The organism is Alicyclobacillus sp. TC, from assembly GCF_016804365.1.
Taxonomy (GTDB): Bacteria; Bacillota; Bacilli; order Alicyclobacillales; family Alicyclobacillaceae; genus Alicyclobacillus_I; species Alicyclobacillus_I tolerans.
Window position 1 is genome coordinate 189,664 of record NZ_CP044434.1, and the last position, 13,972, is coordinate 203,635.

16 protein-coding genes, 1 pseudogene and 1 riboswitch are annotated in these 13,972 nt (G+C 43.0%); of the genes and pseudogenes, 13 read left to right on the forward strand and 4 right to left on the reverse strand.

Translation table 11 applies throughout. From position 1 onward, the window contains the following. Positions 1-194: 194 nt before the first annotated feature. Both FY534_RS00945 and FY534_RS00950 read left to right on the forward strand, forming a co-directional pair. The gene (locus FY534_RS00945; protein WP_072874027.1) at positions 195-620 is read left to right on the forward strand and encodes a hypothetical protein; all 426 of its coding nucleotides are present in this window, start codon (positions 195-197) and stop codon (positions 618-620) included. 3 nt (positions 621-623) lie between these two features. After that, complete coding sequence (locus tag FY534_RS00950) at positions 624-782, forward strand: hypothetical protein (protein ID WP_165611975.1); 159 nt, start codon at positions 624-626, stop codon at positions 780-782. Positions 783-785: 3 nt separating this feature from the next. Here the strand turns inward: FY534_RS00950 and FY534_RS00955 are convergent, their stop codons facing one another. The 4 genes from FY534_RS00955 to FY534_RS00970 form a co-directional block, all read right to left on the reverse strand. After that, complete coding sequence (locus FY534_RS00955; RefSeq protein ID WP_072874026.1) at positions 786-1,553, reverse strand: Crp/Fnr family transcriptional regulator; 768 nt, start codon at positions 1,551-1,553, stop codon at positions 786-788. A gap of 52 nt (positions 1,554-1,605) precedes the next feature. Next, on the reverse strand, positions 1,606-2,274 hold the full coding sequence (gene trmB, locus FY534_RS00960; protein ID WP_072874025.1) for a tRNA (guanosine(46)-N7)-methyltransferase TrmB: 669 nt from the start codon (positions 2,272-2,274) through the stop codon (positions 1,606-1,608). A gap of 45 nt (positions 2,275-2,319) precedes the next feature. Next, entirely contained in the window at positions 2,320-3,021 is a 702-nt protein-coding gene (locus tag FY534_RS00965; protein WP_238413708.1) for a M48 family metallopeptidase, read from the reverse strand. A 170-nt stretch (positions 3,022-3,191) separates the two neighbouring features. Beyond that, positions 3,192-4,661: a purine-cytosine permease family protein gene (locus tag FY534_RS00970; RefSeq protein WP_072874023.1), complete on the reverse strand. Its 1,470-nt coding sequence runs from the start codon at positions 4,659-4,661 to the stop codon at positions 3,192-3,194. 181 nt (positions 4,662-4,842) lie between these two features. Beyond that, positions 4,843-4,944: riboswitch (purine riboswitch) on the reverse strand. A 241-nt stretch (positions 4,945-5,185) separates the two neighbouring features. Between FY534_RS00970 and prpB the strand changes: the two genes are divergently transcribed. From prpB to FY534_RS01015, 11 genes and pseudogenes are all read left to right on the forward strand, one after another. Next, positions 5,186-6,109 carry a methylisocitrate lyase gene (prpB, locus tag FY534_RS00975; RefSeq protein WP_072874022.1) on the forward strand — a complete coding sequence of 308 codons (924 nt, stop codon included), beginning with the start codon at positions 5,186-5,188 and terminating at the stop codon, positions 6,107-6,109. A 226-nt stretch (positions 6,110-6,335) separates the two neighbouring features. Then, positions 6,336-6,800, forward strand: a complete 465-nt coding sequence (locus tag FY534_RS00980; protein ID WP_072874021.1) for a phage tail protein — start codon at positions 6,336-6,338, stop codon at positions 6,798-6,800. Positions 6,801-7,804: 1,004 nt separating this feature from the next. Continuing rightward, entirely contained in the window at positions 7,805-8,173 is a 369-nt protein-coding gene (locus FY534_RS00985) for a VOC family protein (RefSeq protein ID WP_072874020.1), read from the forward strand. Between the two features lie 183 nt (positions 8,174-8,356). Then, complete coding sequence (locus FY534_RS00990; RefSeq protein ID WP_072874019.1) at positions 8,357-8,899, forward strand: GNAT family N-acetyltransferase; 543 nt, start codon at positions 8,357-8,359, stop codon at positions 8,897-8,899. A 193-nt stretch (positions 8,900-9,092) separates the two neighbouring features. Beyond that, a complete protein-coding gene (locus FY534_RS00995; RefSeq protein ID WP_072874018.1) occupies positions 9,093-9,689 on the forward strand; it encodes a hypothetical protein in 597 nt (198 codons plus the stop codon). 57 nt (positions 9,690-9,746) lie between these two features. Next, positions 9,747-9,869 (forward strand): hypothetical protein, encoded by a 123-nt coding sequence (locus tag FY534_RS14775; protein ID WP_255567393.1) that lies wholly within the window; start codon positions 9,747-9,749, stop codon positions 9,867-9,869. A gap of 146 nt (positions 9,870-10,015) precedes the next feature. Next, a complete protein-coding gene (locus FY534_RS14935) occupies positions 10,016-10,264 on the forward strand; it encodes an AbrB/MazE/SpoVT family DNA-binding domain-containing protein (protein WP_072874017.1) in 249 nt (82 codons plus the stop codon). 31 nt (positions 10,265-10,295) lie between these two features. Continuing rightward, entirely contained in the window at positions 10,296-10,700 is a 405-nt protein-coding gene (locus FY534_RS01000) for a type II toxin-antitoxin system VapC family toxin (RefSeq protein WP_255567421.1), read from the forward strand. A gap of 549 nt (positions 10,701-11,249) precedes the next feature. After that, positions 11,250-11,735 (forward strand): hypothetical protein, encoded by a 486-nt coding sequence (locus tag FY534_RS01005; RefSeq protein WP_129583559.1) that lies wholly within the window; start codon positions 11,250-11,252, stop codon positions 11,733-11,735. Positions 11,736-11,793: 58 nt separating this feature from the next. Then, positions 11,794-12,690, forward strand: coding sequence for an alpha/beta hydrolase (locus FY534_RS01010; RefSeq protein ID WP_072874014.1), 897 nt, complete (start codon positions 11,794-11,796; stop codon positions 12,688-12,690). Between the two features lie 394 nt (positions 12,691-13,084). Next, a pseudogene (locus FY534_RS01015) lies at positions 13,085-13,806 on the forward strand (class I SAM-dependent methyltransferase). The last annotated feature ends 166 nt before the right edge of the window (positions 13,807-13,972 follow it).

Below are 13,972 nucleotides of genomic sequence, written 5' to 3' on the forward strand. Positions count from 1 at the left end.
ACTCAAGGGATTTTCTGAAAGACAAAAAGTAAGCAAGTTTGCCCTTTTCGCCAATGATTTGCGAGAAGGGCTTTTTTCATTCATTTTCTATAAAAAAATTCCTTTCATTTTAATGGTAAACATCTTGGCTGCTGCTGTGCCGTATCTTATGCTGATGACATAAGGTAATGCGAATAGCTGGGATGGTGGAGAGTATGAAAAGTGGGAGTGGGGGGCAAGGGACAGCCGCAATCGAAGCGCTTTATCGTGGATTAGGACTATTAACAGCAGCTTTTTTGCTTACAGAACAATTGAAAATATCTGGGGTCTTTTTGTCTTCAGGCGCCTTTTCTCTGTCTTTATCTGGACCTGTTACAGGGTATCAAATGTTTGGTGTAACAGAAGAAGCTAATCAATGGATGTATGGCATGAATGTCATTACAGCTTTTTTACTGATTTTAGATGAATTGCAGGTCATCGGCACTTATATAACGTCCGGGAGATTTTCAGTGGTTGTCAGTGGTCCATTGTTCGGAGGAATTCGCATGGGTGTTTATTTGCCTGAGACTCAAGAATTTTTTCATGATTATCAGGATATTTTGCTGAAGTATTATCTGAATCAAAACGGTGGGAGACGTTAAACTATGAAATCATCTGGCGGTAACGGATTTCTTCCCCGCAAAGGTGCAATATTTGCTATTGGCGTACTTGTGGGAGGATTCACCTTCTTTTTTACAAAACCCGTCAATAACGAAATAAATGAAGGCCATTCATCAGAAAAGAGAGCAACTATCGCTAAGTAGAGTTCATTCTAGTCTGTCGTTCTCTTTGTCGTCTGTGAACATTAACTGTGCCATATCCGTGTGCCAAAGCCGTCCTTTAGCGATGAGCATAGATTGGCTCACGAGACGTTCCAACTCCTCTTGGTTCTGGATGATCACAGTCCTGCCATCCAATTTAATCCAACCTAGACGAACGAATTCTGTCAGCGTGCGAGAAACAGATTCACGGTTTAAGCCAATCATTTCTGCCATTCGTTGTTGTGAGGTTCGCCAAGCAATATGCGTACTTCCGTCCGCAGAATTTTTAACGCCAAAATTCTTTTCCATGTCCAGTAAAAGATTGGCAATTCGCAAACGGGCATCCAAGAAGGCAAAGTAACTCAGTTTACGATCGGCCTGTTGTAAACGTTCGGCAAGCATTCGGGCAATTCGCAAAAGTATCTCTGGATAAGCGTGCACAATCGTTAAAAAACTTTCGCGGCTGATTCGCCATAAAAAGCAAGGCTCCAGTGCGCGTACAGATGCTGTGCGATGGTGGTCAGGGTGTACGAGTTCCAATTCACCAACCACTTCTCCTGCAAATTGGTGGCCTAAAACCAAACGCCGTTGCTCATGTTCAACGTATATTTCGAGTGATCCACTTTCCAATACGTAGAGATGATGGCCTTCATCACCCTGAAGAAAAAGGATTTCTTGTTTGTCGATTTGCATAGGAAACAGATGAGTTGCAAAAAACCCCTCATCTAAATTAGGTATATTTTGAAATAGAGCAGTTTTCATAAACGATAACATACACATATCCTTTCTTTGTTTAAAATCCTTAAATCCCAGATAATTCATAAATTCATAAAGTTTTGGGAGGGATCGCCAATAAATAATGAATGGTCAAACCTTCCTGACGAAAGCGTGCTTCAAAGTCAGTCTGTATATATTTCCCACTATAAGAGCATGTTTCTGTGGACAATCCATTTTCACCCACATGGTGTTCTATCTCGCAAACGCTCCAGCCAACCTTTTGAAACTGTTGAATCGACCATGCAAAAAATGGACCATTATCCGTCTTTTGTTCCAGAGCACCATCCTTATTCAGCCAACGTTCATAAAGTTGGATAAAACGCGGATGTGTCAATCGGCGTTTCTCATGTCTGCGGTGTGGCCAGGGATCAGAGAAATTCAAATAAATTCGCGTTAGTCGGTGTCTTGGAAGATGTTCCATTAAAGTAGATATATCAGCTGACAGTGTACGTATATTTTTAAGTCCCGCTTCACGGGCTCGGGTTGCGGTGAATGCGGTGAGATACGGTTCAATGTCAACACCTAAAAAATGAATATCTGGGAATTGACTGGCGAGTTGGCAAAGAAAAGCGCCACGGCCGCATCCAACTTCCATACAAACCTGCTTCTCAGGTAACCAAAAATCAGTATCGTTCAACAAAGACTCTGCCGAGTTCCATAAATAATTTCCTGCTCTCTGCTGATATAGGGGTAAGCGGTATTGACGGCGTATACGCACGTTGCCAAAGCTCCTTTTCCTCAATCGTTCAATAATCAGAAAATGTCATGATTTCACTATCAATTGCACATCAAGACTACGACCATGATGATTTAACCATTGGATACATTCCTGATAGTGAGGCAGATGGGATTTTACAATGCGCCAAAAAGCGTCCGAATGATTCATTTCCAATAAATGCGCCAGTTCATGAACAAGGACATAATCAATGACATCTAGAGGGGCAAGAAATATTCTCCAATTGAGATTGATATTTCCTTGACTAGAACAGCTACCCCATCTTGTTTTCTGCTCTTTCACTCGAATCTGCGTAGACTTAACATTCATTCGAGACTCCCAAATCTCAGCACGCATTGTTGACCATGAACTTCCCTTTTTGCGAAGCCATTGAATCAGCAATTGGCGGGCGCTTTCCGCTAATTCTTCAGGTTGTGTATGTTCAGGGATAAAAAATGTCAGATGTTCATCTTTATCTACCTTGAGTCGGAGCGGATCGTCCTGATGGCTCGGTTGTACTATAAATTTATAATTTTTACCACAAACTTGGATTTGTTCACCGCTTTGCAGTCGATAATAAGTCCGATCTCGTTCAGAAAGCAGATGAGAGCGGGTTTTCTGAATCCAATTGGCTTGTTTACGGATAACTTCTTCCACAACCGATTGAGATACAGACGGGTGAGAAATTGCGAGTAATTGACCATCTGTATGGAATCGCAAGGTGATACGTTTGGCATTGGCTTTGGTCATCCACAAGCAAGAAATCTCCAATTCATGTAATTTGATGTTGATTTGACGATGAATGAATATCACGCTCTCTGCTCGATAATAGAGAAAGGATGCCCAGTTGTGTGGACATCCTTGTCAGTATAACAAAGTTTCAACCTGCTTGTATGGGTATATTTTGATGAGAAAGTCGTTTAAGCGGCTGATTTCAAGAGATTTGCTTGCTTACGTATTTTACGGGAAGCGAGTAAATAGTAAACCATACCTGTCACAATCGGAGCTGCGTAAGCGCTCAAGTCTGCTCCACCAAACAGTTGATTGCTGAGTGGGCTGACATAAAGTTGGCTGTTGACGCAGAGAATCGTCGCAACAATACCAATGATAAACGAGACAATGGCCTCCCAGTGAATTCCTCCCTGATACCAATAGTCGGAATGCGGTTGATTGGAAGCGAGTCCGTTTTCGGAGTAACGTCCGCGAATCAAGAAATGATGGAGCAGGAAGATGGTTGCCCAGGGACCAATGACGATAATGTTGAGTGACAAGAAATTGGAAAAGAAATTCATGAATTGTGGCGAGATGAACAGTGGATAGATGGCAATCAATGTACAAAGTGCGCCATCTAACAAAACTGCGCCGTATCTTTTCATAGGAACTCCGAGAGAAAGAAAACTCATACCAGAGCTGTAGGCGTTTAAGTAATTAGCGGCAATATCGCCAAGCACGACAACAATGAGAAAGGGAATAGCTGCCCAAGCGGGAACAGCATGAGCAATCGCTCCTACAGGGTTGCTGGCAAAAGCTTGAGGATTGACAAAAGTACCTAATAAAATGCCGACCCCCATCATAATTAGTGAAGCAATACCGCCGCCCCAAAACGTGGCAGAAACAATTTTACCAGCCGAGGTTTGGGCGGGAAGATAACGTGAATAGTCGGCAGCGAAATTGACCCATCCATAGAAAGTACTGATAAGACCAATCGAGAGAGCCATCAGAAATGTGGGCCATGAGCCATGTGCAGCCATATCTTTAACGGGAACACTGAATCCCCAGTGTACTTTAGGTAAAATGGCAAAAATAAGAATGATGGTGCATGCGGCAAGGATATATGAAAGAATGCGTTGCATGGTAATCACTGTAGCATGACCGAGCACGGGCACGGAGTAAGTGAGAATCAAGGTTAGAATTAGGGCAACAATTGTTGGACCAATACCGCTGGAGGGAAGTCCAATGTATCCAGCGAGACTTAACATTGCATAAACCGTCAAAACCATGGTTACAGCTTCCCAGCCCACAGCAGAAAGCCAGCTGAAAAGGGCAGGAACTTTATTGCCAAGAACACCAAACGATGCTTTGGAGAGCGTTAAGGTCACTGTACCACCTTTTGGGCCAGCGCAAGAAGCGTAACCTAGTAAAGCAAATGATATAGAACAAATGATGGCAGCCAGAAAACTTTCCCAGACATTTAAACCAAGACTGGTAAACAATTGACCAATGGTTACGCCCGTATAAGTCAATACGGCTGCAAACCAGACAAAGAACAGTTCGCGAGGCTTTCCATGCCGTTGACTCGCAGGAACAATTTCAGTACCGAGCGTTTCAACTCGAAACGCTGTGTCTTCCGCCGCTTGTCTATGGACGAGCGTGGTTGTCTGCTGACTCACAGTTCTTCCCCCAGAATTTTATGCAAAGATGGTATGATGGCATAAAAGCATAGCCCGCCTTTTCTCCCAACCAGTCTTGTCTGACTGCGGAGAAAAAGCGGGCTAAAACTAAGAAAAACAAACAGACAGGCTGATTTCTATAGAAATAGGAATGAAAAACCTGTCTGTACTGTTTTTAGTAGATGTCGTCCACTTTCCCCGTAGTCAAGCAATTTATGGTTGCTTGGTAGAAACCGCCAGACCTTATTACTAGCGTTATACGAGGCTTGCAGAACAAATTCTATAGGGAAAATGACGGACGGTCAACATGTTTTGTAGACTTAATTCGACTTCATAGGACATACTTTGCGAGATATTCATGGCTTTTTCACATCTGTACAATTTTCTCTTGGGTAAGTAGCGTTCACTTAACGAAAAAAGCTCATTGAAGAGAAAAAAACAGAAGCGACCCATCCCAAGCCTAAAACTTTGAGATGTTGAAACTGAACGCAGGGATTTTTGTCATCGGAGAGGGGGACATGCGCGTGGCATGGCTGGTGGAAGAACAACCAAGTCAGGCGGAACTGGCGAAGCAGTTTTTGATGCGTATTCAACAATCGAACATTCTTAAAATACCAGGAGCCCACGATGGGTTAACAGCGCGCCTGGCCAAGCGTGCAGGTTTTGAAGCGTTGTACTTGTCTGGCGCAGCTTACACTGCTAGCCGTAGCTTGCCGGACCTGGGGCTGGTCTACTCCAATGAAGTGGCCGAACGCGCGGCTGATCTCGTCCGTGCTTCAGGTCTTCCGGTACTGGTGGATATCGATATGGGCTACGGCGGCGTTCTGAATGTCGCCCGAACAGCCAAGGAAATGGTAGAAGCTCGTGTGGCCGCGATCCAAATTGAAGATCAGTTGATGCCAAAGAAATGTGGACATTTGAATGGCAAGAAGCTTGTCGAAGCTTCAGAGATGGTCGAAAAAATTCGAATGTTGAAGAGGGTAGCGCCGGGTCTAGTGGTAGTGGCGAGATCCGACGCCAAAAGTGTGGAAGGTCTAGATGCCTTGATTCATCGCGTTAATCTGTATATTGAGGCTGGTGCGGATGCAGTGTTTCCCGAGGCCTTGACGAGCGAGCAAGAATTTCGGTATGTTGCGGAACGTGTTCCCGTTCCATTGCTAGCAAATATGACTGAATTTGGCAAGACGCCCTACTACAGCGCGGCTCAATTCGAATCATGGGGATATCGCATGGTGATTTACCCAGTGACGAGCGTGCGCGTGGCTGCGAAAGCTATTGAGCGGGTATTTGAGGCCATTTTCCAGGAAGGTACGCAGAAGTCGTTCCTCTCCTCGATGCAATCGCGAGAGGAACTGTACGAAACCATTGGCTATTTTGATTACGAGGAACTCGATGAGCAAATCGCCAAAACGATTTTAGACCCTTCAATGTTGTCAGACAACGAGTAATATCTCCAACTCGAAAATCTGTAAAAAAACGGGATCGTCCAAAAGTTAACCCTCATCTCGAACCAACTGGTATTGGAAATGAACAAGGACCGCGAGGCGCAAAGTAGGGATGGACGAATTCTTGTGGAAAACATGAAAGATTGGTAGAACAATATCATCAATTGAAGTCTTAAGTGATATCTTCATATGCAAGCTGTGGTACAGTTAAATAAAAGGAGCCATGGAAATGTCCTATGTTGTTGATTTTGAAAATGTGTCTACAGTTGGTTTAGAGTCTTCACCTGTCGCAGAAGCACTTGCAGGGTTACGTGCTCATGAAGCTCGCTATTTTATGAATAAATACAATCATAAATTTACAGTTGTACCAGTTCATGAAAGTCAGGATACTCTTGATTATATAAATCGAATCTTGAAAGAAGAACGCGATCTTGAGTTTGCGGCCAAACCTTTAGAAACATCGCATTTTCAAGTAGAAAATATCAGATGGTCTTATGTCTTTTATGAAGATGGTCTTGAGGTTAATGTTATGTATACGGTGGATGATCCGAAGAAGCGAGCGGTTGGTCTTAAGCTTTCTGACGGGATGGAAGTACCGAAGGAGTTGGAAGGAAAGTTTAAGTTTGCCAGACAGAAGTCTAAATTGGCTGGGACTATTCGTGGAACATTTTTTATTATTAAAGGGGAATATTAGAGCAATTTAGAATGCAAAATTTTATGTCATTCAATTCCTAATGTAAATTCAAACAATGCGATTGCCATTGAAGTGAACTTCCCTAACACCAAGTATATCGAAGCTAGAAATACAAAGAATTTAGTATTGACGAATTATTCCGTTTAGCGAGAAAAGGCAATCTTACAATGCCGCTCAAAAAGCAGGTCTCAACATTACCTATATCTCCATGGCGATTGCACCGAATGACAAATGGATAAGCATTGGAAATGTCACATCGAATGAACTCTCAATTTTTTGGTGCTTTATCAATTGTGTTATTAATTGCCTTTTGAAATTCAGAAATGCTAATGTGATTTGGAGGTTCTAAACTTATACTTTTGAAATTTCTATAGAAATAAGAGAGAAACATTTCGCCCTTTGTATAAGGCGGATTATTTATAGCAATTAATAAATCTTCTGATAAAGTGGATGAACCTTTAATCCCCATATATCGGAGTCCAGGAACTGTTTGAGTGATTATTCCTACACCTTGATTTCCAATTCCAGAATCTAATTTCTTTATATTGAATTATATTGATATATGCTGAAGCAATGAATAATACAGTCATAATGATGATGTATACAGGACTTTTCACTGGTAATTTTTTCACGACAATTCACACCACCCTTTTGGCGCTCACTTTAAGTTGTACGATGAAAGTTATTAAAATCATAACGACAAAGAACGTCGTTAGTCGTGTTGAATATTTGTTAAAACTAATCGTCACTGCTAATTAATTTAACATAGCTTGGCCGCGGCTAAAAAATACCTTGTCCAAGACAGGGAGAGAGCTACTTGTGAGGGTGCAAGCTCTGGTAGATTTTTCGGCTGTGCTCGGTATGGATTGCCTTCTCGTTGGCTGTTGAGCCTTCGAGCGGGCTTTACGTAACTGAATCTGATTCTTTAGCCGTATACTGATGCGGTTCACCGCTTTTCTCATGGGACAAACAAGCAGTAAAGTGCAGAAACGAGGAGGGCTTGTATGGACGGTATTTTAGGAGTCGACGAGGTGCTCTTCTTTGTTCCTGATGTTCAAGTAGCTAAACAGTGGTATGGTGAGTTGCTTGGAGTCGAGCCGTATTTTGACCACGAAGGGTATTGTGCTTTTCGATTGGCGAATGTAACTGTCGGTTTACATCCAAGCGATGAAAAAAACTCTTCGGGTGTAGCTGGACAAGTTACATACTGGCGTGTATCAGACATACTGAAGACCATTGCTCATTTTGAAGCTCATGGATGTAGTAAGTTGCGTGGTCCAACCTTTGGAGTAGATCGGGTTTGGGTATGTCAGGTCAAAGACCCGTTTGAAAATGTGTGGGGGCTAGTACAACGTTCAGAACGTCCAGAATGACTATAACTGCTCTGCGATATTGGGGAAGGACTGAACAGAATTCCTGACACTGTTCTTGCATGAAAATTCGTTTGTGTTGGGCACTCCGTAGTGTCGCTAACGGACAGGATCATCCAATAGTGTGTCAATTCAAAACAAATCTATGAGTGCTGTATTTTTGAATATCAGATTGGCGGTGATTCAATGTTCAAGTACCAAGTCGATGAACACATTTATTTAGCGATCACGGAGATGCGGCATGCAGAGGCATTGCACAGTGTCATTGTCGAAAACCGCGACCACATTGGACAATTCTTAATGTTTGCAAGAACCCAAACTCTGGAGGATACGAAGTCATTTGTACAAGCCTCGTTAAGTAATTTTGCCGCTGGAACCGAAATTCCTACATGCATTTGGTACGACAATCAGTTGATTGGTTCTATAGGGTTGCGTATTTCTCAGGCAAACCGATCTGCTTCAATTGGATATTGGATTTCAAAGGAATACGAAGGCAAAGGCGTTATGACGAAGTGTTGTAAAGCCATGATTAATTATGCATTTCGTGAACTGAAGCTGAATCGAATCGAAATTCGTGCAATCAAAGAAAACGTAAGGAGCCGTGCCATACCTGAGCGGCTGGGATTTAAGCATGAAGGAACGTTCCGTCAAGATGTTAAGTTAAACGACGAACTGGCTGATTCCAGTGTTTATGGTTTATTAGCGGAAGAATGGAATTCTGGAAGCTAGGTTGACATAGGTTCATTGGTTATTGGGTTATCGGGGCGAGAACTGAAGAAAAACGGTCGTCCCCTGGTGCATCAATATACAATGCGGGAGCAGTCGCTGATTTTCAGGTAATGGGCCGGAGTACGCAGCATGAATAGTATGTAACGCTCGTTAGCAACTGACTCACGCAGTATATCTACTGGGAGGGACTCAGGTGATGCAGAAATTGGATAATGCTCGTATTTATTCGTATATAAAGACATCGCAATTGGTGATTTATTGTCTTGTATTGGTCGGGTGCTTGTCAGTAGCGTTAACTGTAATGTTCCATTTGCCGTCATATAAGGAACAGATACCTAATTGGTTTAGATTCGATGTTCCATGGATTTGTTTAGCCATTTTGGTGTGGATACCCGTTATTCAAAGGATACGCTATCGGAAAATATTGGTTACTATGCATGTAGACAAGTTGCATTCTGTTTGTAGTATTGAAACAGGAGCTTTCGCTGGAAGATGGCGACTTCACAAGAAATCGCCACGTTTAATGTCATCCGTGAAAGTACTTACTCCATTCTTATTGTTGATGGTAGCGTTCATTGTCATCATTAACCTCATGATTCTGGACCATGCGATGCACCCAGTCATTGGTTTTGCGGACATAGAGAAAGTGAATGCCGTTCAAGGCTTGTGTGAAGCTACATCGTTATTGGGGATGTGTGTTCCGCTCTGCTCGTTCTGGCGGTATCCGTACTTGATAGCGCTCCGTCAAAAAGGAAAGTGGCTAAGTCTTCAGTATCGAGGAGTGCTTTAATTACGAGCGGAACATAAACATCGTACGAGGGAGCATGGGCACTAAAGCGGGAGTATATTGAGTAAACCTCCTGTGGATGATTTTTTGAACATTCATTTTCGTATCACGGCGCTTACTGCGTTTTTGGGCAGTTTAGCCGAAGAAGGCTCGACCTTTCGTCATGTCGAAATACCGGTGTAATCCTGAAAATGTGTAATGACAGACAAATAACGGAGAGTGTACCTTCCATCGAGTATGATACGATTCATTGTTCATACCGTTAATATCCCTCCATGCACAAAGCATAATGATATGTAGATTAAAAGCGAAATGATAATGTGGCTCGGATGTGCCATTGTGCTTGCAAACAGCAGAATTGGAAAAATTTTCAGACAGTACTCCCGTTTCAAATTAGGAAGAGCCTGAATCTTCATGAAGGAGATGTCCTAATCTGGGAACCGACAGAGGAAGGAGATGTACGCGTTCGGGCAGTTCCAAGTTACACTGAATATCTGAAATCACTTGGTGGTCAAATATGGAAGACAGCGGAAGAGGCGGATAGCGCAGTGAAGGAAGAGGATCAAGCATGGGACTAAGCCTTCATTCCATGGTATCAGGCGGATTGCACTGGATACAAACTGTTTCATCTATTATATTGGAGGCTCCCCTTGGAGTGAAAAGCTTGCGCCAATCTTCTCTTCAATTGAAACCGGAGAAATATCGGGTGTCACCTCTTCACTAACGCTTCTGGAGACATTGGTTCAACCAATTCGTCAGAAGAAACGACATCTTGCAGATTTATACCGTCAAGCTGTCATGCAGTTTCCACATCTCACAGTACGTGATGTTGACACTAGGATAGCTTATCGTTCCGCAGAATTGCGCGCGGAATACCCTTCCCTAAAGTCACCTGATGCCATCCAATTAGCTACTGGTCTGATTGAGGAAGTCTCTGCTTTTCTAACGAACGACATACGAATTCCAGATATTGAAATGCAGGGACTACGTATCATTCGCTTTGAGGAACTGTAGTTCACAAACTGAACATCGCATAAATATCCGGTTTCAGACGTTTCAATTCTTCGGTTAACGGGCAGGTTAGGTGAGCAAAACGATATTCGGATGATCACGAAATCGAACAGGTGGAAAATGATGAAACATCCAAGGGGTTACCCAAATGACATGATGAAATTTTTGCAATCCAAGTTTGGACACTTAGTTGGCATCGAATCGCTGAGAGGCGTCGCGGGATCGCAATCTTCTACGAGCAGGCTCCAATATACAAGCGAAGCCGTCGTGGTCAAGTCGTCGACTCGTAACAGAGAGCGGTAATTTTACGAACTATACTCACCCTCCCTTTTTGAACATGGCGTCCACCTTGCACAACATTACTGAGCAGGGATTGATTCAGTTCATACCAACTGGATCGCTCTCAAATATGTGCCTGAAGTCTTTCCTCAAGAACAGTGGAAGAACAACCCGACGCAAATCAGCATGTTGTGCAAACTACATTCTTACAGTTTGACGCATATCTCGTTCGACCAAGATGCCACGTGGTATCGTCCTAAATGAGATGACAAAATGACAGAGCAGGCTTTTATATGGTATAACGGCTGCTCCAAAAGCGAAGAAATCAAGCACATGCTGAGAAATGCACAACACCTATCTCAAACCCTCTTTGTGCCACATTGCTGTTTATCTGTTGACCCTAACCCAACGAACTGTCGCTTGCATTCCAGCGGAGAACTTGTGATGCTTGATTGGGAAAAATTTTGCGAAGGGAATCCAGCAATTGACTTGGCAATCACGATGCCAAACATGAGAACCGGAGACCTATCTTTGGAAACTCAACTTGCTCAGACTTACAAAGGGTTCTACAGAGACAGGTACGAGGACACATTGCCATCAGAGTCGGATTTCGCAGTTCAAATTCGTTTAGCAAAAACAAAAATTAGGACGGCTGTTGAGTTTATAGCAACTGTAACTCAGGATTCTGACAACTACCCAAAAATCACGGTCGATTACATCGTGAAGGAGCTTCCTGCTTTCCTCAGTATGTTGCCTTAGACTAGATTTGCTGGGGCATCGTTATTAGACAACGACAGTGGTCAAACTGGAGGGTCCAATGAGGCGTCTCATAAGCATAGGGGAAAGAAAACTTGAGACTGAAATTCGTGGAACAGGCGAAAAGACAGTTGTGGTGTTGCCGGGGATGAATTCTTCCATTGATGACTGGAACGAGGTTATCCGTGCACTTTCTGATATGTGTAAAGTGATTTGCTTTCACCGAGCTGGCTGTGGTGAAAGTGAACCCAATCCATTTGGAGCATCGGTCCTACAGACCGTCCGGGATTTACGGTCGTTGTTGGGTGCATTACAGGTTTATACGCCAATAATCCTGGCAGGTCATTCTTATGGGGGGCTTTGTGTGCAACGTTTTGCTCGTGAATATCCCGATAGTGTTGCTGGCGTTGCACTTGTCGACTCAACCTCCGTTGATCTAAGCAGGTTAAACTTATTACCAATACCCAATCTAAACGAACAGCAGTCAGACGCTGACTGGATAGCCGAATGTAAACGTTACGCTTCTATGACTCCGACAGAGATTTCTGAATGTAACTCCGATATATTGAATCACAGTCGGTCTCAGCTTTCTAAAGACACAAGAGAACGGATTTCAAGGTTTTATACCAATCCCACCTTGTATAAAACGATGCTTCAAGAGGTAGAAGTTTGGTATCAATGTGCCAAGGAAACAAAGGAATCGGGACAATTCCCTGACGTTCCGTTAAAAGTGATTGCCAGGGATTCGAAATATTGTATTCAGATATTAATGAATGATGGAATTCCGAAAGATGAAGCAGAGCTATTTGAACAGACGTGGCATGATTTAATTCTTGAACAGAGCAAACTGTCGGGACAGAGCCAGTTCATTACAGCAATTAATTCAACTCATTCTGTTTATGAAGACAGACCTGAAGTCATTATTCAGGCGATTGTGGAACTCCTAAGGATGTGTTGAGGCTCAGTGTATACAGTAGAACGTTGGTCAGGTACAACAGGGTGCCGACATCGTGTCGTGCATGAATATGCGGAAGTGACGAGCCAGCACTATTGCGCACTTGGGCAGAAGTGCGCAACAAGACTATTGTTATAGATAGCGGATAGATTATGGTTTCTCTCAAGAGCGAATTTGAAATTGATGCAATTCGCGTCGCAGGCAAAGTTGATGCCGAATACCACCGCGTGCTAGAGACGTTTATAACTTAAGGTGTCACAACACTTCAGATCGATAAATTCGGCAATGAATTTATCCGCGATCACAAAATGGAACCGGCTCAACGAGGGATTATACAGGACAAGTCTTGCGGACTAACGGTAGCAAGATAGCATGTACCAAATAGGAGGTACTAAATCTGAAAGACAAAGTGCGAGTAGCCTACTCAAAACTTGCTCAAGATTATGAAAAGAATGTCGATACAACAAGTGGATTTAATGCTTTTTACGAACGTCCAGCCATGATGAAATTATTGCCGCACAATATGACTGGGTTAAAAGTTCTTGATGCGGGATGTGCCGCTGGCTGGTATACATAGCAATTCATGCAACGCGGTGCAAATGTGACATCTATAGATTTGAGTCCGGAAATGGTGGAGGCGACTAGAATAAGAGTTGGTCCACAGGTCACGGTGTTGGAACAAGATCTGAGTGAAGTTCTTCTATTTGAAGATGAGACCTTTGACATCATATTGAGCTCGTTGACACTTCACTATTTCGATGATTGGACAACCACTTTTCAAGAATTTCACCGGGTGATAAAGACGGGGGGACGGTTTGTGTATTCCGTGCATCATCCGTTTATGGATTTTAAGTTGTTTGACAGACCTGACTACTTTGTTCATGAATTATTGGAGGAAGTGTTGAACAAGAAGGAATCTGGTCCCGTTGAAGTAACCTTCTTTCGACGACCTATGTCTGAGATTATCAATGTGACGACAGGGGATTTTACTCTTGTACATATCATTGAGCCTAAACCGGTGAGTGAGTTTATAAAAAAATCCCGGAGAAAACAGCGTTATATAATTAACTTATGACAAACCCTCATTTTCTGATAGTGGTGTCCCGCAAGCCAGTATAATGGAATTCGTTTCAAGGTGGTTGCGTCTGTCGCATAAGGGGGCAAAAATTCTAATTCCCTGAGTGCCACCTGTTGTATGATTATACGATGGCGTTTACTTTCTGAATCTTGCGCAATCTGGCCGGTTTGCGACAAATCACAGCATAATCGACAAGAAAGGAATGGT